A 17,983-nucleotide genomic window follows, 5' to 3' on the forward strand; every position below is an offset into this window, starting at 1 on the left:
CGGCCGCGCTCAGAACCATGGCGGCGCCATCTCGAGCGTGGTGTCGTCGAGACTGCGCAGCGTTGCGAGCATCAACGCGACGCGCGGCAATTCCCAACGGAAGAACCACTGGCACGCGTGCAGCTTGCCGCGATAGAAGTCCGTGTCCGTTTCGCTGCGCGCGTCGGGTAGCGCGGCGTTCGCGACAATCGCCTGCCTCAGCCACGTCCACGCAATGACGATATGACCGAATGCTTCGAGAAAAGCATTCGCGTTGGCGAGCGCACGTTCGGTTTCATTGGCCAACGTGGGCAGCAAGGCTTCCACCGTGCCGGTCAGGTCGCGCCATGCGTTGCCGAGCGCGTCCGCGTGAACCTGCAGCGGGGCATGGCTGCGCGCCGCTTCGATGGTTTGCAGTATCTCGCGCGCCAGCAGCCTGAGCGCGGCACCCTGTTTCATCACGACCTTGCGGCCCAGCAGATCGATTGCCTGAATGCCGTGCGTGCCTTCGTGAATCATGTTCAACCGGTTGTCGCGATAGAACTGTTCGACCGGGTACTCGCGCGTATAGCCGTAGCCGCCGTGAATCTGGATCGCGAGGCTATTCGCTTCGAGGCACCACTGCGACGGCCACGATTTCACCACTGGCGTCAGCAGGTCGAGCAGCAGGCCCGCGTCGGCGCACGCGGCGTCGCTCTCGCCGGTGTTCTGTTCGTCGACGAGGCGCGCCGCGTACAGGCATAGCGCATAAGCGCCTTCCACATAGGCCTTTTGTGCGAGCAGCATGCGGCGCACGTCCGCGTGTTCGATCAGCGGCAATTGCGGATCGAGCGGATTCTTGTTGTCGGGACGGCGTCCTTGCGGCCGCTCGCGCGCGTAGTCGAGCGACGCCAGATAGCCGCGATAGCCGAGCATGACCGCGCCCAGACCCACGCCGATGCGCGCCTCGTTCATCATATGGAACATAGTGGCGAGACCGTGATGCGGTTCACCCACCAGCTCGCCGATACATGCGCCGTGTTCGCCGAACGACAGCATCGTCGACGTCGTGCCGCGCCAGCCCATCTTGTGAATCAGCCCCGTCAGCGCGACGTCGTTGCGCGCGCCGAGGCTGCCGTCGTCGTTGACGTGGAATTTCGGCACGGTGAACAGCGAGATGCCTTTGACTCCCGGCGGCCCGCCCGGAATGCGCGCGAGCACCAGGTGAACGATGTTCTCGCTCAATTCATGATCGCCGGCTGAAATAAAAATCTTGTTGCCGCGAATCGAATAGGTGCCGTCGTCGTTGAGCGTGGCGCTGGTGACGAGATCAGACAGGCTGGAGCCCGCCTGCGGTTCGGTGAGCGCCATCGTGCCGAACGCGCGGCCTTCGAAAAGCGCCCTCAGGTACTTGCGTTTTTGCGCCGGGCTGCCGAAGCGCTCGATCACGTTCGCGTTCGCGGTGGTCAGCATCGCGTAAGACGAAGTCGCGATGTTGGCGCTCTTGAACAGCGACAGGCAAGCAAACGAAATGACCGACGGCAACTGCATGCCGCCCCACTCATAGTCTTTGCCCGCGGCGAGGAAGCCGGTGGCGCGCAACGCGTCGAGCGCGTCCTTCACTTCGGGCGGCAGCGTGACCCGTTGACCGTCGAATTGCGGTTCGTGCTCGTCCGCCAGCCGGTTGTGCGTCGCGAACTTTTCGACGGCCACCGCGTGCGCGGTTTCGAGCGCGGCGTTGAAGGTCTCGCGGCTGTGATCGGCATGGCGCGCGCGCCGTGTGAGCGTCTCGGCCTCGAGTACTTCGAACAACTGGAAATCCAGATCACGCGTGTTGATGATCAGCGCATCCTGCATGGAAGAAGACCCGTTCAAAAGTAAGCCGCTATGCAGAACAACTACGTGGGACGCGGCGAAAACGCGTCCTTGCGTATGGGCACAGCTCGGTTGAAAAGCGCGGTATGCGGGTAAGTCCCGATGATCCGCCCGGCGTTGATGCGTGTCAGTTTATAACGAAAGTGAATGAGCGTGCTTTTATTTACACGTCGAATTTCGGCACGTATGATGGTCGGAAAATATGGAATCCAAATCTGCATAGCAGAACAAACTGGAGGAGCGACGCAATGTCTGTGAAAGACCTGTTTCAACTGGACGGCAAAGTTGCCTTGATCACCGGAGGCTCGCGCGGACTCGGCCTGCAAATGGCCGAAGCGCTCGGCGAGATGGGTTGCCGCGTCGCGATCACCGCGCGCAAGGCCGATGAACTCGCCGAAGCGAAAGCGCATCTGCAAAGCCGCGGCATCGAGGTGCTGACGGTGGTGAACGATCTGCAGCGCTTCGAGGGTATCCCCGGCCTTGTCGATGAAGTGCTCGGCCTGCATGGCCACATCGATATCCTGGTGAACAACGCGGGCGCGACCTGGGGCGCGCCGGCCGAAGACTATCCCGACGAAGCATGGCACAAGGTGATGAACCTGAACGTCAACGCGCCGTTCTTTGTCGCGCGCGAAGTCGGCAAGCGCAGCATGATTCCGCGGCGCGCGGGGAAGATCGTCAATATCGCGTCGGTGGCCGGGCTGAAGGGCTCGCCGCCCGGCATGAACACGATTGCGTACAACACGTCGAAGGCCGCGGCGATCAATTTCACGCGGGCGCTGGCGGCCGAGTGGGGCAAGTACAACATCAACGTCAACGCCATCTGCCCGGGCTTTTTCCCGTCGAAGATGTCGGCGGGACTGCTCGACAAACTCGAAGGCACGATCGTCGCGCGCACGCCGTTGCAGCGTCTGGGCGGCGATGAGGATCTCAAGGGCCCTGTGGTGTTTCTCGCGAGCGAAGCGTCGCGTCACATTACGGGCCAGTATTTCGCGGTGGACGGCGGCTCGATCATCGTCTGAGTCCGGGCGCACCGTTGCATGTCAAAACGCAGCGCGATCGGCACATCGCGCGAGCGCGCTGCGCTTACGTAAAAAACAAGGAGACGCCGCATGGATTTTCAGCACTCGGACAAGGTCAAGAGTTTGCAGAAGCGCCTGAACGCTTTCATGGACCAGCACGTCTATCCGGCCGAGGCGGTTTTCGACGCGCAGATGGACGCCGCGCGCGAGTCCGGCAATCGCTGGCAACCGGCGCCGGTGATCGAGCAACTGAAGGAGAAGGCGAAGTCCGCCGGTTTGTGGAACCTGTTTCTGCCCGAGTCGAAATACGGCGCCGGGCTCACGAACCTCGAATACGCGCCGCTGTGCGAAATCATGGGCCGCTCGCATATCGGCGCGGAGCCGTTCAACTGTTCCGCGCCTGACACCGGCAACATGGAAACGCTGGTGCGTTACGCGAGCCCGGAGCAGCAACAGCGATGGCTGCTGCCGCTGCTCGACGGCACGATCCGTTCCGCGTTCGCGATGACGGAGCCGGAGGTGGCGTCGTCGGACGCGACCAATATCGAGGCGCGCATAGAACGCGACGGCGACCACTACGTGGTGAACGGCCGCAAATGGTGGACCTCGGGCGCGAACGATCCGCGCTGCAAGATCCTGATCTTCATGGGCAAGTCGAGTCCGGATCATACGAACCGGCATCAGCAGCAGTCGATGATTCTGGTGCCGATGGAAACGCCCGGCGTCAAGGTGCTGCGCCATCTGCCGGTGTTCGGCTACGACGACGCGCCGCATGGCCACGCGGAAGTCGCCTTCGAAAACGTGCGCGTGCCGGCGGGCAACATGCTGCTCGGTGAAGGGCGCGGCTTCGAGATTGCACAGGGCCGGCTCGGACCGGGGCGCATCCATCACTGCATGCGCCTGATCGGGCGCGCCGAACGGGCGCTCGAAGCGATGTGCCGCCGCTCGCTCGAGCGCGTCGCGTTCTGCAAGCCGATCGCGGACCAGGGCGTGACGCGCGAACGGATCGCCAATGCTCGCATCATGATCGACCAGACGCGTTTCCTGGTGCTCAATGCCGCGCACAAGATGGACACGGTCGGCAACAAGGACGCGCGCCAGGAAATCGCGATGATCAAGGTGGCCGCGCCGAGCATGGCTTGCCAGGTGATCGATTGGGCAATGCAGGTGCACGGCGGCGGCGCGGTCAGCGACGACTTCGGCCTCGCGCGCGCGTACGCGAGTTCGCGCACGCTTCGTTTCGCTGACGGTCCCGATGAAGTGCATCGCAATGCGATCGCGAGTATGGAGCTTGGGCGTCATCTCGGGCGGTGACGACGCGTGAGGTCTAGCCGCGCCGTACGTGATGAGGCAAACGCGAAATCAGGCGCGGAGCCACATTCAAACGCGCCCGACAGTAAAGCAGCAACTATCCTGCATGGGACCAGAGTAAGAGCTTTGCATGGGCCCGGAGTAAGTGCTAAAGCACTAACTCCGGCCGACAGCTAAAGGCGCTAACTCTGGTCACCGCACAAGTGCATGGGACAGGAGTGGGCGCTAAAGCGCCGACTCCTGTCGACACTGGAGACGCCTATGAACGAACGCCATCATCCACATTGGCCGCCACAAGTGCCGCTGCATCTGACGCTGCCGCAAACCAACCTTTTCTATAACGCCGAAGTCTCGGCGGCGCGCTTTCCCGACAAGCCGTTTATCGTTTTCTACGACACGCCAGTCTCGTTCGCCGAGTTCAAGGACGAAGCCGAACGGATCGCGGGCTTTCTGCAACGGGAGTGCCACGTGAAGGCGGGCGACCGTGTGCTGCTCTACATGCAGAACAGTCCGCAGTGGATCATCGCTTACTACGGCATTCTGCGAGCGAACGCGGTCGTGGTGCCGGTCAATCCGATGAACATGAGCGCCGAGCTCGCGCACTATGTCGAGGACAGCGGCGCGACCACGATCATCGCGCCGCAGTGTCTGTTCCCGAACGTCGAGCCGCTGATCGGCAACGGGCCCGGCCAGGGGCTCGAGCACGTGATCGTCGCGACGTATAGCGATTATCTGAAGCGGCCAGCGCCGATAGCCGTGCCCGAATTCGTCGCGGCGCCGCGCAAGACGTTCAATATCGACGGCGTCACCTCGTGGCAAAGCGTGCTCGAACGCCACATCGCACCAGGCCCGCTGACCACCGGCGCCGACGATCTGTGCGTGATGCCCTACACGTCCGGCACCACCGGCAGGCCGAAGGGCTGCATGCACACGCACCGCAGCGTGATGAGCACGCTGCTCGGCGGCTGTGTCTGGTTCGCGGCGCCGGCGGACGGCGTCTATCTGTCGGTGTTGCCGTTTTTCCACGTGACCGGCATGCAGGGCGGCATGAACTGCGCGGTCTATTCCGGCGCGACGATCGTCGTGTTGCCGCGCTGGGATCGCGACGCGGCCGCGTTATGCATGCAGAAATATCGCGTCACCGCGTGGCAGTCGATCTCGACGATGATGGTCGACTTTCTGTCGAACCCGAGGCTCGGCGAATACGACCTGTCGAGCCTGAGCGGCGCGCGCGGCGGCGGCGCGGCGATGCCGGACGCGATTGCGAAAAAGCTCAAGGCGCTGACCGGGCTCGATTATGTCGAAGGCTACGGCATGTCGGAGACGATCGCCGGCACGCACATCAATCCACCGCATCGTCCGAAACCGCAGTGCCTGGGCATTCCCGTGTTCGACGTGGACTCGCGCGTGATCGACCCGATTACGCTGCAAGAGTTGCCGCAAGGCGAGACCGGTGAGATCGTCGTCAACGCGCCGCAGGTGATGCAAGGCTATTGGCGCAATCCGAAGGCAACTGAAGAGGCGTTCATCGAACTCGACGGCAAGCGTTTTCTGCGTACCGGCGACCTCGGGCATATCGACGAAGACGGTTATTTCTTCATGACCGACCGCCTCAAACGGATGATCAACGCTTCGGGCTACAAGGTCTGGCCGGCCGAGGTCGAAGCGCTGATGTACCGGCATCCGGCGATTCACGAAGTGTGCGTGATCGGCGTGAAGGACGACAAGCGCGGCGAGACCGTGAAGGCGCTGGTGGTGCCCGACGCGGCGCATGCGGGGATGATCGGCGCGCAGGAGATCATCGACTGGGCGCACGAGCAGATGGCGGCGTACAAGGCGCCGCGCATCGTCGAGTTCGTCACGTCGCTGCCGAAGTCGGGCAGCGGCAAGATTCTGTGGCGCAAATTGCAGGAAGAGGACGCGGCGCGTACGGCCGCGGCCGGCGGCGGCAACGAACGCAACGGCAGTGGGGGCGCGGCGCAATGACATGGCTTGAAACCCTACTGGACGAACCGTTCGTCTGCATCACCGACATGCTGCGCCGCTTCGGCAAGGAGCGCGGCGAGCACCCGGCGCTGATCTGCGGCGGCGAAGTCGTCAGTTACACGGCGCTCGATGCGCGCGTCGACCGTTTTGCCGCCGCGTTGCAGCGCGACGGCATCCAGCCGCGCGATGCGATTGCGTTGTGCGCGAGCGCGTCGGTGGACTACGCGGTCGCGTTTCTCGGCGGCTTGCGCGCGGGGGCGGCGGTCGCGCCGCTCGCGCCTTCGTCGAGCGCGGCGAGCCTCGTCAGCATGATCGGCAACTCGGACGCGCGGCTGCTGTTCGTTGATGCCGAGGTCAAGCGTCTGCTCGAACCGGTCGCCGCTGAAATCGGCGCGGTGCCGATCGCGCTGGACGCGCACCCGGGCAGCACCGCGCTCGCCGCGTGGCTCGCGCCGCAGGGCGCCACGCCCGCAGCGGTCCCGATCGATCCGGCGTGGCCGTTCAACATCATCTATTCGTCCGGCACCACGGGCACGCCGAAGGGCATCGTGCAGTCGCACGGCATGCGCTGGGCGTACGCGGTGCGCAGCATTCAGCGCGGCTACGGACCCGACGCGACCACGCTGATCTCCACACCGCTGTATTCGAACACGACGCTCGTCAGTTTCATGCCGACGCTGACCTTCGGCGGCACCGTCGTGTTGATGCCGAAGTTCGAGGCCACCCGTTATCTGGAACTGGCACAGCAGTACCGCGCGACGCACACGATGCTGGTGCCGGTCCAGTATCAGCGCCTGATGGCCCATCCGGACTTCGACCGCTACGACCTGTCCAGCTTTCAGGCGAAGTTCTGCACCAGCACGCCGTTCGCGGCCAGCATCAAGGCGGACGTGGTGCGCCGCTGGCCCGGCCGGCTCACCGAGTACTACGGGATGACCGAAGGCGGCGGCTCATGCCAGCTGGAGGCGGACGAATGGCCGACCAAGCTGCATTCGGTCGGCCGGCCGATGGATGGGCACGACATCCGTCTGATCGACGAACTCGGCAACGAGGTGGCGGCCGGTGAAGTCGGCGAGATCGTCGGCCATTCGCCGGCGATGATGACCGGCTACTACCGGCAGCCCGACAAGACCGCGCAAGCGCAGTGGTACGACCCGAGCGGCAAGCGCTTCATTCGCACGGGCGATATGGGGCGCTTCGACGAGGACGGTTTTCTGACGCTGCTCGATCGCAAGAAGGACATGATCATTTCGGGCGGCTTCAACGTGTATCCGAGCGATCTGGAGGCGCAAGTGAGCCAGCATCCGGAGGTCACGGAGGTGGCGTGTTCGGTGCTTTGTCCGTACTTTGTTCCGACCGGGATTGCGCAAGCGCATCGCAACCGTCCGTCCGAACTCGCCAACGACACGCCGCCGACCTTGTCGCAACGCGTGTCGCGCGCGCTGAGCGAGAAGGCGGTGAGTTCGGGGAAGATCAGCGCACAGGAGGTCGCGGCGATGGTGTTCGATGCGGTCCGCGACGAGCAGTTCTATATCTTCTCGCATCCGCACGCGCTCGGCGCAGTGAAAACCCGCTCGGAAGATATCGTGTCGCCGCGCAATCCGACCGATCCGTTCGTCGAACGGCCGCACGTGCGCGAGCAGATTATCGAAGCGTTGAAGGGGTGAAGAGAGGGGCGGGGAGCAGGCAGGCTTCGCGCTCAAAACTTGCGAGCTTCAAGTAGCAAAGGCGCCATGAACATTCACGGCGCCTCTTCTATGCGTTACTGAACACTATCACTTCGCCGCAGTCAGCGAACTCAACGCCGCCGACTTCAACTGCCCACCCTGAACCACCGCCGCGAGCGGATTGCCGATCACGAAGCCGCCGCGTTCATCGACCCCCGTCACGCTTTGCGGATTGTTCTGCGGCGGCAGTGCCTTCACCGCCTTGTCGAACTGATTGCGGATCGCGCTCGCGTCGCTGACGCTGCCGGCCAGTTTCATCGCGAGCGCCGTCGCGTAGACCGCCGTGTAGTTCAGCGACACTTCCTGGCTCGGATCGCGCCCGCCATGACTCTTGCGGAATCGTTCGACGAAGGCCTTTGCGTTCGGCGTGTCTTCGCTGGCGAGCGGCAGCACGCCGATCGCCCCGTTCAGCGGCGCATAGCCGTTCGTGACCTTGGCCACCTCATCGAGCTTGGCCTGATCCATCACGATGAAGCCGCCCTTGAAGCCCAACTCGCGCGCCTGCTGCGCCACCAGGCCGGTCGGCTCGGACGGCCCGCCGATAAACATCACATCGGGCTTGGCCGCGAGCACGCGGCTCACGCCGCTGTAGAAATCGGTCGCGCGGTTATACGACATGGCGTTGTCGGCGACGATCGTGCCGCCGGCCGCTTCCCACGCGGGCTTGAACGCCGCGACCCAGACCTTGCCGTAGTCGGTATCGGTGGCGGCCAGCGCGACCTTCTTGCCGTAAGTCGCCATTTCATACTTGATGAACGAGTTCAGATATGACGTGAACGCGGGCGGAATCCGCACAGTCAGCTTGTTGCCGCGCTCGCTGATCTGCGGGACGCTGGTGTACGACAGCAACAGCAGCTTCTGCTGCTCGTTGCTGGTCTGCACCGCGAAGCCGCCGCCGGAATGCGGCACGAGCACCACTGCGGCCTGCTGTTCCTGCGCGAGACGCCGCGCGTTGATCGCGGTTTCGCTGGGGTTGTACTTGTCGTCGAGCGGGACGATTTCGAATTTGATCTTCTTGCCCGCGACTTCGATGCCTGCCTGATTGACGTCGGCGGCGGCCATCTGCATGCCGTCAAGCACTTCCTGGCCGTACTTCGCCGCGCCGCCACTCAAGGGGCCGGAGAAGCCGATGTGCACCACCTGCTGCGCCATCGCGGCGCCGGCGCTCATCAGTGCGGTCGTGGCGATGGCCGCAAGCAGTCCAGCGCGGCCGCGCAAGCGTTTGTTCGTCATATGTGTGTCCCTCCGGGAATGATGGAATGGTTAAATGCGCCGGCGCCCATGACGTGCCCGGCAGTGCATCGAATGCGTCAGCCGCCGACGTACACGCGCCGGATCGCTTCGTTGTTCATCAGGCTCGTGTGATCGCCTTCGAGCACGATGCGTCCGTTCTCGATCACATACGCACGGTGCGCGATCTTCAGCGCCGCGAACGCGTTCTGTTCGGCGAGCAGCACGGTCGTCCCCGCGCGATTGATCTGCTGGATCACGTCGAAGACCTGCTTGACCACCAGCGGCGCGAGACCGAGCGACGGTTCGTCGAGCAGCAGCACCCTGGGCCGCGCCATCATCGCGCGGCCGATCGCGACCATCTGCTGCTGGCCGCCCGACAGCGAGCCGGCCGCATGGTCCTTGCGTTCGGCCAGCAGCGGAAACAGCGCGAACACCTGATCGAGATTGCGCTGATTGCCGGCCTTGTCGCCGCGATGCACGTAAGCGCCGAGCGTGAGGTTCTTCAGCACCGACATGCCGGGAAACAGCTTGCGTCCCTCGGGGCACTGAATCACGCCGCTGCGCACGATCTGCGCGGGCGTCATGCCGAGCAGCTCGCGATTGCCGAAGCGCAGGCTGCCGCTCGCCGCGCGGCGCAAGCCGCTGGTTGCCAGGAAGATCGAGCTTTTGCCCGCGCCGTTGGCGCCGAGCAGCACGACCAGTTCGCCGTCGTCGGCGTGCAGGTTGATGCCGTCCAGCGCGCGAAAACTGCCGTAGTCGAGCGCGACGTTGTCAAACTTCAGCATGCTCGCTCCCCAGGTAAGCGTCGATCACAGCCGGGTTCGCGCGAATCTCGGCGGGTGTGCCCTCGGCGATTTTCTTGCCGTAGTTCAGCACCATGATGCGGTCCGCGAGCTTCATGATCATGTTCATCTTGTGTTCGACGAGGCACACCGTCACGCCGTGTTTCACCAGCTTGCGGATCAGCTCGGCGAGGCCCTCGGTCTCTTCCGGATTCACGCCGCCGGCCGGTTCGTCGAGCAGCATCAGGCTCGGTTCGGTGGCGAGCGCCAGCGCGACGGCCGCGCGTTTGCGCTCTTCCTGCGAGATGTCGCCGGCCATCCTGGCGGCCATCGCCGACAGGCCGACGAAGTCGAGCGCCTCGCGCGCCTTGTCGCGGCAAATGCGTTCCTCGTGCTTCAGCCGCTGCGAATGCGTGAGCACGTCCCACAACCCGGAGCGCGTGCGCAGACGGTGGCCGACGATCAGGTTGTCGAGCACGCTGGCCCGGTCGAACAACGCGGTGGACTGGAACGTGCGCGCGACGCCGAGGCGCGCCATCTGATCGGCGCCGAGCTTCGTGACGTCGTGACCTTTGAAGCGGATGCGGCCCGAACTCGGCAGATGGGTGCCGCTGATCAGATTGAAGAAGGTGGTCTTGCCCGCGCCGTTCGGCCCGATGATCGCGTTGATCTTGCCGGCTTCGATGTGCGTGCTGACGTCGTCGACCGCGACGAGACCGCCGAAGCGCTTGCTGAGCGAGTCGATTTCAAGCATGACCGTCGCCTCCGGTGGGTTGCGGCCGGCGCGCGGCCATCCCGCTCGCCGGCGCCGAGCGTTGCGAGCGCCGGACCTTCCTCGCCAGATACAGACCGACGATCCCGTTGGGCAGGAAGATCACCAGCAGAATCAGGATCGGCCCGAACACGACGAAGCGGTACTCCTGCAGAAATTGCAGGTACTGCGTGAGCCACGGGATGATCAGCGCGCCGAGCAGCGGACCCGCGAGCGTGCCGATGCCGCCCACCAGCATGTACATGGTCATGTCGAACGTGTGTTCGACGCCGGCGAGGTCCGGGCCGAGAAAGCGCACGGCGCCCGCATACAGTCCGCCCGCGAGCCCCGCATACACGACCGACAGCACGAAGGCCAGCACCTTGTTGCGCATCAGGTTGATGCCGAGCGACTGCGCGAGTCCGTCGCTATTGCGGATCGCCATGAAGGTTCGGCCGAGCAGCGAGTTGACGATGCGATGCATCAGCCACACGCCGAGCACCAGAAACGCGAACACCAGGTAATAGAGCGCGCGCGGACTCTCGAACGACACGAGGCCGAAACCCGAGGGCGCCGGAATGCCGATGATGTCCGCCACGCCATGCGTGAGACCGTCCCATTTCTCGATGACGAGAAACATGATGTAGCCGACGCACAGCGTGAAGATCGAAAAGTAATGGCCGCGCAGACGCAGCGACACGAGCCCGACCAGCGCGCCGAGCACCGCGGCCACCACGCCGGACGCGATGAACGCGAGCCAGAACGGCACCTGATGATCGACGGTCAGAATGCCGACCGTGTACGCGCCGACTGCCATGAAACTGCCGTGCGCGAGATTGAACTGCCCGGTGTAGCCGGTGATCAGGTTCAGCCCGACGGTGGCCAGCGCGAAGATGTATGCGGTGGACATCACAGTCAGCATGTAGTCGTTGGTGGCGACGAAAGGAAACACCAGTCCGAGCACGAACAGCAGCGTCCATCCCCGTTTGCCCTCGAATAATTTCATGATGCGCGCAGTTCCCTGGTGAAGAGCCCCTGAGGACGAACCGACAGAATCACCACCAGCAGCACGAACGCGATGATGTCCTTGTAATCGGTTGAGATATAGAACGCGCCGAAGCTCTCCGCCATGCCGATGATCAGGCCGCCGACGATCGCGCCCGGCACGCTGCCCATGCCGCCGAGAATGATGATCACAAAGGCTTTCAGAATCACCAGCTGGCCCATGGCCGGATAGACCAGGTTGATCGGCGCGTAGAGCGTGGCGGCCACCGCGGCGAGCAGACCCGAGATGCCGAAGGTGAGCATGGTCACCTTGTTCGCGTCGATGCCCATCAGCGACGCGCCTTCACGGTCCTGCGCCATCGCGATGATGCTCGAGCCGATCACCGTGAATTTGAGGAACAGTTGCAGCAGCACCACCAGCGCGAACGCGGCGCCGATGATCAACAGGCGCTGCAACGGCGCGCTCACGCCGCCCAACTCGACGATGCCCGCGTAAGGCGTGGGCATGCGGTGAAAATCGGCGCCCCAGATCGCCTGCGCGCCGGCTTCGAGAAACAGCAGCAGGCCGATCGCGGCGATCATCGGATGCAGTTCGGAGGACTTGCGCAGCGGATGGAACACCAGCCGCTCGGCGAGGATCGCGAGCACCGCGACCGCGAGGCCGGCCCCGATCATCGCGAGCCAGTAGTTGAGGCCGAGCCGGTTCATCAGGTAGAACGACACGAACGCGCCGACCATGTAGAACGCGCCGTGCGCAAAATTCGGCACCGCGAGAATGCCGTAGACCAGCGTGAGGCCGAGCGCGACGAGGCTGTAAATGCCGCCCAGGGTCAGCCCGTTGAGGACTTGCTGCAAAAACATATCCACGCTTTGACACCCTCCAACTAGGCACGTGGCGTGAGCGCGACCCTGGCTTCAGGGGAGGCCGCGCCAGGCGCCTGACTTGCGGACGGGACAACAGCCGCTGCTCGAACCAGACGACGGTTGCCAACGGTTGAAAACACGCCTTTGCGGCGTAGACTTCTAAACGCGATATGCAGTGGTGCGGGAGAAATTTGGCACGGGCGTTCGCTTTGCGTCAATAGGGTTTTGCATTTGCATGTTCTGCATTGCAGATTATTAGGGAAGTCACTTAGATGGCTGGCGACGCGCGTCGACCGCTTCGATGCGCGTTGCGCGAATGCAGGGAGAGGCGCGCCTTGACTTGCATTCGGCCCGGATCGACGGCTTGCGAACAGTGCGGCATAGCGAGCACGCGCGTGCATCGCGAAGCGACTGTCCCCACGCAGTGTCTCTGCTCTCATCAAGGTCCCTCATGAACTCCACACTCGACATTCCCAGTGTTCGCCAGATGGTGTCGCCAGAAGAGTGGCAAGTCCGCGTCGATCTCGCGGCCGCGTATCGGCTGGTCGCGCTGTTCGGTTGGGACGATCTGGTGTTCACGCATATTTCGGCGCGCGTGCCGGGGCACGAGCATGAGTTTCTGATCAACCCGTATGGGCTGTTCTTCGAGGAGATCACCGCGTCGAGTCTCGTCAAGGTGGATCATCAAGGACACCCGGTCATGCCGACGCCGTTCGACGTGAATCCCGCCGGCTTCGTGATTCATAGCGCCGTGCACGAGGCGCGGCCCAACGTCAATTGCGTGCTGCATACGCATACGGCCTATGGCGCCGCCGTTGCCGCGCAACAGGACGGCTTGTTGCCTTTGTCGCAGCAAGCGGGCTTCGTGCTGACGAATCTCGCGTATCACGACTACGAAGGTGTCGCGTTGCGTGACGCGGAGAAGGCGACGCTCGTCGCCGACCTCGGCAGCGCCAATTTCATGATGCTGCGTAATCATGGTTTGCTGACCTGTGGTCGTTCGGTCGCCGAAGCATTTCAGGCGATGTATCTGTTCGAAACGTCATGCCAGATTCAGATCCTTGCGCAGGCAGGCGGCAAACTGATCGAAGTGCCGCAATCGATCATCGCGACGATGGGCGAGCAGGCGCGCGAAGTGAGTAAAGGCAAGGGCGCCGATCTGGTGTGGCCGGGCTTGCTGCGCCGTCTGACGCGGCGCAACCCTGGCTTCGACCAGTAGGCAGCGACGCGAACGCGAATACGACCGCGCGCATCACGCTGCGCGCCGCTCATGCGGCGCATCGGCCTGCTGTGTCCGGCATCGGCTGGAACACCCCGGCTAGAACGTATGGCGGATGCCGACACTCGCACCGGCCGTCGTGCCGGTCGGGAGGTTCAGCGCGTTGTTGACCGAGAGCCCCGTGTGCATGCGGCCGTGATTGGTCACGAAGCCGACCTGCCCATACGTCAGGGTCGCCTTCGACAGCGAATACGTCAGCCCGGTCGACGCCAGCACCGAATTGTTCGACGACTCGTTCGCGTCGCGCGTGACCCACACGCCCGCGTCGACGTTCAACGCCGGCGTGATGTGATAGCTCGCGCCGCCTGAATAGACGCGATTGTTGAACGAACCCGCCACCTTGTACTGCACGTACGAGGCTTTCACCGTCAGATTGTTGAATACGTAGCTCGCGCCGAGCGCGCGGCCGTTGAATTCGACCACGCTCGGCACCGGGATCGACGCCGCGCTGCCGCCGGGATTGCCGCTGTAGAGCGCGGCATCGACCGTCAACGAACCGAGGTGGTAGCGCAGGCTCGCCGAGTACTGGCGGCCCGCCTGGAAATCGCCGGCGGCGCCGCCGAGCGCCAGCAATGCGCTGGCCTGCAGCCCGGCAATTTCCGGCGACGTGTACGAAATGCCGTTGGGGTTGAACATGCCTGTCACATAGACGTTGTTCAGGTAGGTGATGAGACCGCTGCCGAAGTACGACATCTCGCGCGGGTCGAAGTCGTACACCGCGAGGAAGAAGGGTGAGAACTGCAAGCCGGCCTTCACCGTGCCGTAGCGGCTGTTCACGCCGACCCAGGCCTGGCGGCCGAACAGGTTGCCGTTCGAATTGTCGAACCCGCCGTTGGCGACGCTGAAGCCGCTTTCGAGATCGAAGATCGCCCGCATGCCGCCGCCGAGATCTTCGGCGCCGCGCATGCCGAAGCGCGAGCCGGACAGGCCGCTGTCGGTGAACGAGTATTGATGGCCGGCGCTCTGGCCGTTTGCCGGGTTGAGCGTCTTGTTGGTATAGAGCAGCGACGCGTCGACGACACCATACAGCGTGACGCTGCTTTGCGCGTAAGCGCTCTGGGCCGGGCCCAGCGCGCACGCGCCCATCAATCCGAGAAAGACTCCAACCCTGTTGCGATGACTTGCCTGCATGCTGCGTGTCTCCTTGTTTTTGGAATCGAGTGAACTGGTGAAGTAGGTCTGGTGCTGCACGGTTCTGGCGATCTGTTGCGCGTTGCGTTCTTTCGATGGACGACAGCGAGCCGTCGCAATCTGATCAGGGATGCGAAATATCGGGTCTGCTGGTATGCGCCTGAGTTGAATGCGCGTCGCCTCGGGGTCTCCTGATTGCGGGGCGGGTCAGCGCTGGGGCACGCTCATCGATCGCGTGCTTGCGCACAGGATGCAGGCGCAATTTGGCACGACCGTTCGTGCTGTGTCAACGGGAAAAATCATGGATTGGACTGCAATGCAGGCTTGAATAGGGAAAACACCTGGCGAGGGCTCCCAGCCTGAATTTTCAGATAAGCACTTGTAATAACGGGAAATAGTTCGATCGGTCGAGTTTGAATCTGTCCGCAATGAGCCATTTGATGGTTCTGCATAGCAGAACTAACGCCGGATTGGATCAGCGCCCGTTGCGTAAGGCTTGGTCATCTCCACCCCGTATCGCGAGTTGCAGCCGATTTTCCACCCCGCATTGCAACATCCGCTTGTTCAAATCGCGCAATTTGCCTGTAAGCTCTAACCGGCGAGTCCATGCCGAAGATCGCGTGTGGCTCGCCACGGTGGATAGAGATTCGCAGACAGGCTTCAATGCTATTGCCAACTTTCCAGAGGGGATATCAGATATGAAGAGCTTTGCCATTAAACGAATCATGCTCGGGGTTTCGGTCATCGCTTTGGTGGCAGGCAGTATTCCGTTTGCCGCCGCGCAGGACGCTAGCGAGGTCTCGGCTGCCCCACAAGGCAAGCCGAGCGGCGCGAAGCCGACCAAAGCCGAGCGCAAGGCGGCCCACAAGGAGGCCCGCGCGAAGAAGAACGCCGAGTTGAAGAAGCTCGAAGATGCAGGCTACCAGCCGGCCGCGAACGACCCGAACTATCCGAACAAGCTGCAGCAGGCGGAGAAGAAGGCCGGTGTGGGGGCAGCCGCAAGCCAGTAACCGATAGAAGAGAAGCAGACGCTCGGCGCGATGCAGTCCGGTTTTCAACGCGCGCCGGGCGTCTCGGCCAGCAAGTCGACGAACGCCTTGACCCGCGCGGTGATCTGTAACTGCTGCGAATACAGCGCGGAGATGTCCGCGCCCGGCGTGCGATAGTCGGGCAACAGATGGGCGAGCCGGCCAGCGGCGAGATACTCCGCGATATCCCACTCCGCCCGCATCAGAAAGTCGAGTACGTTGCTGTCTGGCGCGGGCCTGCTTGCAACTCGTAGGCCGCGCGCCAATGCGATGGCGCCGACATGCGGCTCATCAATGATCGAACAGCCGCGAGTTCTTGCCGACGAAATGCACGGCTGACGATTGCGACGATCCAGTACCAGGCGCACCGTAGCCCGAGTTATCGCTGTAGCCCGAGCTGTTGCGCGAAGACTGCTGATAACGCATGCCGGCCTCGTTGTTTTGCATGTGCTGCATCGACGCAGCGGGCGCTGTCGCCGTGTCGTTCATCGGCGTATTCATTTGTTGCGCGAACGACAAGGTCGGGATAGCGACGATCGACGCGATGAGCATGACATGTCTGAGTACTTTCATGAGGATTCTCCGAGTGTGTGTTGAAGCCGCGCCAGCCTGTTCGGTCGATGCGTATGGACAGAATAAGCAGTCTTCCTTAACTTCTCCTTAGCGGGGATATCACGCACCGATCTGTTTTTCGACGCATCGAAACGACACCGAAATGACATCGAAATGACATGACACACGTACTGAACGGTGATGAGAACAGCAGGCGTTCTCGCTCGAGACGTGCTTTCGGGGCTTTACGATTGCTGTGCCTGAATCAGTTACGATTTGAGGTGAGCAAAGCGACCGGCAGGGGGCGTCACCATGGCAACACGGCATGAAGTCAAGCGCTACAAGGCGAATCTCTCCGACGAGCTTCATAGCGCCGCGCTGTATGAGGCGCTCGCGAGGGTCGAGAAAGACGACACCCGCAAGCAGGTCTACAACGACCTTGCCCAATCCGAGCGCGAACATGCGCAGGTGTGGGCCAACAAGCTGAGGGCCAACGGGGTTCGGCCGAAGGGCTCGGGCCATGCGGTGAAAACGCGCCTGATGAAAGGGCTGGTCCACGTGTTCGGCGCGGACTTCGTGCTGCCCACGCTCGCCGCGGCCGAATACGCGGACCGCAATAAATATCACGGGCAACCGGACGCGGGCCGCATGTCGGCCGACGAGCATCATCACGCGGCCGTGGTGCAGAAGCTGGCGCGCGGCGGGGGCGATCCGAACCTGTCGCAAGGCGCGCGGATCGCCGCGGCGGAGACGTGGCACCAGGGCGCGTCGTCAGGCAACGATCTGCGCGCCGCCGTGCTCGGCGCCAACGACGGCCTCGTGTCGAACTTCTGCCTGATCATGGGCGTGGCCGGCGCGGGCACCGGCAACAAGGCCATTTTGCTGACGGGGCTGGCCGGGCTGATCGCCGGCGCGTGCTCGATGGCGCTCGGCGAGTGGCTGTCGGTGACGAATGCGCGCGAACTGGCCAGCACCCAGATCGCCAAAGAGGCGCAGGAGCTGGAAGAACAGCCGGAAGCGGAAGAGCACGAGCTCGCCTTGATCTATCGCGCGAAGGGGCTCGACGCGAGCGAGGCCAAACTCGTGGCCTCGCAAATGATGCGCGACAAGGACAAGGCGCTCGACACGCTGACGCGCGAAGAACTCGGGCTCGACCCCGCTGAGCTGGGCGGCAATCCGTGGTCGGCGGCGGGGGTGTCGTTTTGCCTGTTCTCGGTCGGCGCGATTTTTCCGGTGATGCCGTTTCTGTGGACCCACGGCTTCAGCGCGATCGTCCAATGTATCGCGTTGAGCATGCTTGCGCTGGCTTCGATCGGCGTGTTCACGTCGCTCTTCAATGGGCGCAGCGCCGGGTTCTCGGCGCTGCGGCAGATCATCATCGGTCTGATCGCCGCGGCGTTCACATTCGGCGTGGGGCGGCTATTGGGCGTGTCGATCTCGTGATCGCGGGCGCGGCGCTGGCGGCAGCGCCGCATGCCG

General features: G+C 63.3%; 15 protein-coding genes and 1 pseudogene. 7 read left to right on the forward strand and 9 right to left on the reverse strand.

Going from position 1 to position 17,983, the window contains the following annotated elements; translation table 11 throughout:
- Window positions 1-9: 9 nt before the first annotated feature.
- Window positions 10-1,815, reverse strand: a complete 1,806-nt coding sequence (locus tag HV744_RS14410) for an acyl-CoA dehydrogenase (protein WP_175150157.1) — start codon at window positions 1,813-1,815, stop codon at window positions 10-12.
- Window positions 1,816-2,081: 266 nt separating this feature from the next.
- Here HV744_RS14410 and HV744_RS14415 point away from each other — a divergent pair, with 266 nt between their 5' ends.
- The 4 genes from HV744_RS14415 (at window position 2,082) to HV744_RS14430 (ending at window position 7,819) form a co-directional block, all read left to right on the forward strand.
- Complete coding sequence (locus HV744_RS14415) at window positions 2,082-2,855, forward strand: SDR family oxidoreductase (RefSeq protein WP_175150158.1); 774 nt, start codon at window positions 2,082-2,084, stop codon at window positions 2,853-2,855.
- Between the two features lie 90 nt (window positions 2,856-2,945).
- A complete protein-coding gene (locus HV744_RS14420) occupies window positions 2,946-4,169 on the forward strand; it encodes an acyl-CoA dehydrogenase family protein (RefSeq protein ID WP_175150159.1) in 1,224 nt (407 codons plus the stop codon).
- Between the two features lie 258 nt (window positions 4,170-4,427).
- Window positions 4,428-6,152 carry a long-chain fatty acid--CoA ligase gene (locus HV744_RS14425; RefSeq protein WP_175150160.1) on the forward strand — a complete coding sequence of 575 codons (1,725 nt, stop codon included), beginning with the start codon at window positions 4,428-4,430 and terminating at the stop codon, window positions 6,150-6,152.
- Window positions 6,149-7,819, forward strand: a complete 1,671-nt coding sequence (locus HV744_RS14430; RefSeq protein ID WP_175150161.1) for a class I adenylate-forming enzyme family protein — start codon at window positions 6,149-6,151, stop codon at window positions 7,817-7,819. Before HV744_RS14425 ends, HV744_RS14430 begins: the two co-directional genes overlap by 4 nt.
- A gap of 108 nt (window positions 7,820-7,927) precedes the next feature.
- Here HV744_RS14430 and HV744_RS14435 read toward each other — a convergent pair whose 3' ends face one another.
- From HV744_RS14435 to HV744_RS14455, 5 genes are all read right to left on the reverse strand, one after another.
- Window positions 7,928-9,112: an ABC transporter substrate-binding protein gene (locus HV744_RS14435; protein ID WP_175150162.1), complete on the reverse strand. Its 1,185-nt coding sequence runs from the start codon at window positions 9,110-9,112 to the stop codon at window positions 7,928-7,930.
- Window positions 9,113-9,189: 77 nt separating this feature from the next.
- Entirely contained in the window at window positions 9,190-9,897 is a 708-nt protein-coding gene (locus HV744_RS14440; protein WP_175150163.1) for an ABC transporter ATP-binding protein, read from the reverse strand.
- A complete protein-coding gene (locus tag HV744_RS14445) occupies window positions 9,884-10,648 on the reverse strand; it encodes an ABC transporter ATP-binding protein (RefSeq protein WP_175150164.1) in 765 nt (254 codons plus the stop codon). Before HV744_RS14445 ends, HV744_RS14440 begins: the two co-directional genes overlap by 14 nt.
- The gene (locus HV744_RS14450; RefSeq protein WP_175150165.1) at window positions 10,641-11,651 is read right to left on the reverse strand and encodes a branched-chain amino acid ABC transporter permease; all 1,011 of its coding nucleotides are present in this window, start codon (window positions 11,649-11,651) and stop codon (window positions 10,641-10,643) included. The genes HV744_RS14445 and HV744_RS14450 overlap by 8 nt, the downstream gene beginning before the upstream one ends.
- Window positions 11,648-12,511 carry a branched-chain amino acid ABC transporter permease gene (locus HV744_RS14455; protein WP_425497723.1) on the reverse strand — a complete coding sequence of 288 codons (864 nt, stop codon included), beginning with the start codon at window positions 12,509-12,511 and terminating at the stop codon, window positions 11,648-11,650. Before HV744_RS14455 ends, HV744_RS14450 begins: the two co-directional genes overlap by 4 nt.
- A gap of 454 nt (window positions 12,512-12,965) precedes the next feature.
- Between HV744_RS14455 and HV744_RS14460 the strand changes: the two genes are divergently transcribed.
- Window positions 12,966-13,733, forward strand: a complete 768-nt coding sequence (locus HV744_RS14460) for a class II aldolase/adducin family protein (protein WP_175150167.1) — start codon at window positions 12,966-12,968, stop codon at window positions 13,731-13,733.
- A gap of 99 nt (window positions 13,734-13,832) precedes the next feature.
- Here the strand turns inward: HV744_RS14460 and HV744_RS14465 are convergent, their stop codons facing one another.
- A complete protein-coding gene (locus HV744_RS14465) occupies window positions 13,833-14,924 on the reverse strand; it encodes a porin (RefSeq protein ID WP_425497718.1) in 1,092 nt (363 codons plus the stop codon).
- A gap of 698 nt (window positions 14,925-15,622) precedes the next feature.
- Between HV744_RS14465 and HV744_RS14470 the strand changes: the two genes are divergently transcribed.
- Window positions 15,623-15,934 carry a DUF4148 domain-containing protein gene (locus HV744_RS14470; RefSeq protein ID WP_175150168.1) on the forward strand — a complete coding sequence of 104 codons (312 nt, stop codon included), beginning with the start codon at window positions 15,623-15,625 and terminating at the stop codon, window positions 15,932-15,934.
- 44 nt (window positions 15,935-15,978) lie between these two features.
- Here HV744_RS14470 and HV744_RS14475 read toward each other — a convergent pair.
- Together HV744_RS14475 and HV744_RS14480 are read right to left on the reverse strand one after the other, a co-directional pair.
- Window positions 15,979-16,158: pseudogene (locus tag HV744_RS14475) on the reverse strand (LysR family transcriptional regulator); the annotation flags it as partial.
- Window positions 16,159-16,243: 85 nt separating this feature from the next.
- A complete protein-coding gene (locus HV744_RS14480; RefSeq protein WP_175150169.1) occupies window positions 16,244-16,525 on the reverse strand; it encodes a hypothetical protein in 282 nt (93 codons plus the stop codon).
- A gap of 291 nt (window positions 16,526-16,816) precedes the next feature.
- Between HV744_RS14480 and HV744_RS14485 the strand changes: the two genes are divergently transcribed.
- Window positions 16,817-17,947, forward strand: a complete 1,131-nt coding sequence (locus HV744_RS14485) for a VIT1/CCC1 transporter family protein (protein ID WP_175150170.1) — start codon at window positions 16,817-16,819, stop codon at window positions 17,945-17,947.
- Window positions 17,948-17,983 lie beyond the last annotated feature (36 nt).

It is taken from the genome of Paraburkholderia ultramafica (assembly GCF_902859915.1).
Taxonomy (GTDB): Bacteria; Pseudomonadota; Gammaproteobacteria; order Burkholderiales; family Burkholderiaceae; genus Paraburkholderia; species Paraburkholderia ultramafica.

Excerpts from the sequence above, each read along its gene's own strand:
- HV744_RS14450 (WP_175150165.1), bottom strand. The coding sequence starts at position 11,651 with ATGAAATTATTCGAGGGCAAACGGGGATGGACGCTGCTGTTCGTGCTC.
- HV744_RS14485 (WP_175150170.1), top strand. The coding sequence starts at position 16,817 with ATGGCAACACGGCATGAAGTCAAGCGCTACAAGGCGAATCTCTCCGAC.
- HV744_RS14455 (WP_425497723.1), bottom strand. The coding sequence starts at position 12,511 with ATGTTTTTGCAGCAAGTCCTCAACGGGCTGACCCTGGGCGGCATTTAC.
- HV744_RS14460 (WP_175150167.1), top strand. The coding sequence starts at position 12,966 with ATGAACTCCACACTCGACATTCCCAGTGTTCGCCAGATGGTGTCGCCA.
- HV744_RS14465 (WP_425497718.1), bottom strand. The coding sequence starts at position 14,924 with ATGCAGGCAAGTCATCGCAACAGGGTTGGAGTCTTTCTCGGATTGATG.
- HV744_RS14445 (WP_175150164.1), bottom strand. The coding sequence starts at position 10,648 with ATGCTTGAAATCGACTCGCTCAGCAAGCGCTTCGGCGGTCTCGTCGCG.
- HV744_RS14440 (WP_175150163.1), bottom strand. The coding sequence starts at position 9,897 with ATGCTGAAGTTTGACAACGTCGCGCTCGACTACGGCAGTTTTCGCGCG.
- HV744_RS14480 (WP_175150169.1), bottom strand. The coding sequence starts at position 16,525 with ATGAAAGTACTCAGACATGTCATGCTCATCGCGTCGATCGTCGCTATC.
- HV744_RS14425 (WP_175150160.1), top strand. The coding sequence starts at position 4,428 with ATGAACGAACGCCATCATCCACATTGGCCGCCACAAGTGCCGCTGCAT.
- HV744_RS14470 (WP_175150168.1), top strand. The coding sequence starts at position 15,623 with ATGAAGAGCTTTGCCATTAAACGAATCATGCTCGGGGTTTCGGTCATC.
- HV744_RS14430 (WP_175150161.1), top strand. The coding sequence starts at position 6,149 with ATGACATGGCTTGAAACCCTACTGGACGAACCGTTCGTCTGCATCACC.
- HV744_RS14435 (WP_175150162.1), bottom strand. The coding sequence starts at position 9,112 with ATGACGAACAAACGCTTGCGCGGCCGCGCTGGACTGCTTGCGGCCATC.
- HV744_RS14410 (WP_175150157.1), bottom strand. The coding sequence starts at position 1,815 with ATGCAGGATGCGCTGATCATCAACACGCGTGATCTGGATTTCCAGTTG.
- HV744_RS14420 (WP_175150159.1), top strand. The coding sequence starts at position 2,946 with ATGGATTTTCAGCACTCGGACAAGGTCAAGAGTTTGCAGAAGCGCCTG.
- HV744_RS14415 (WP_175150158.1), top strand. The coding sequence starts at position 2,082 with ATGTCTGTGAAAGACCTGTTTCAACTGGACGGCAAAGTTGCCTTGATC.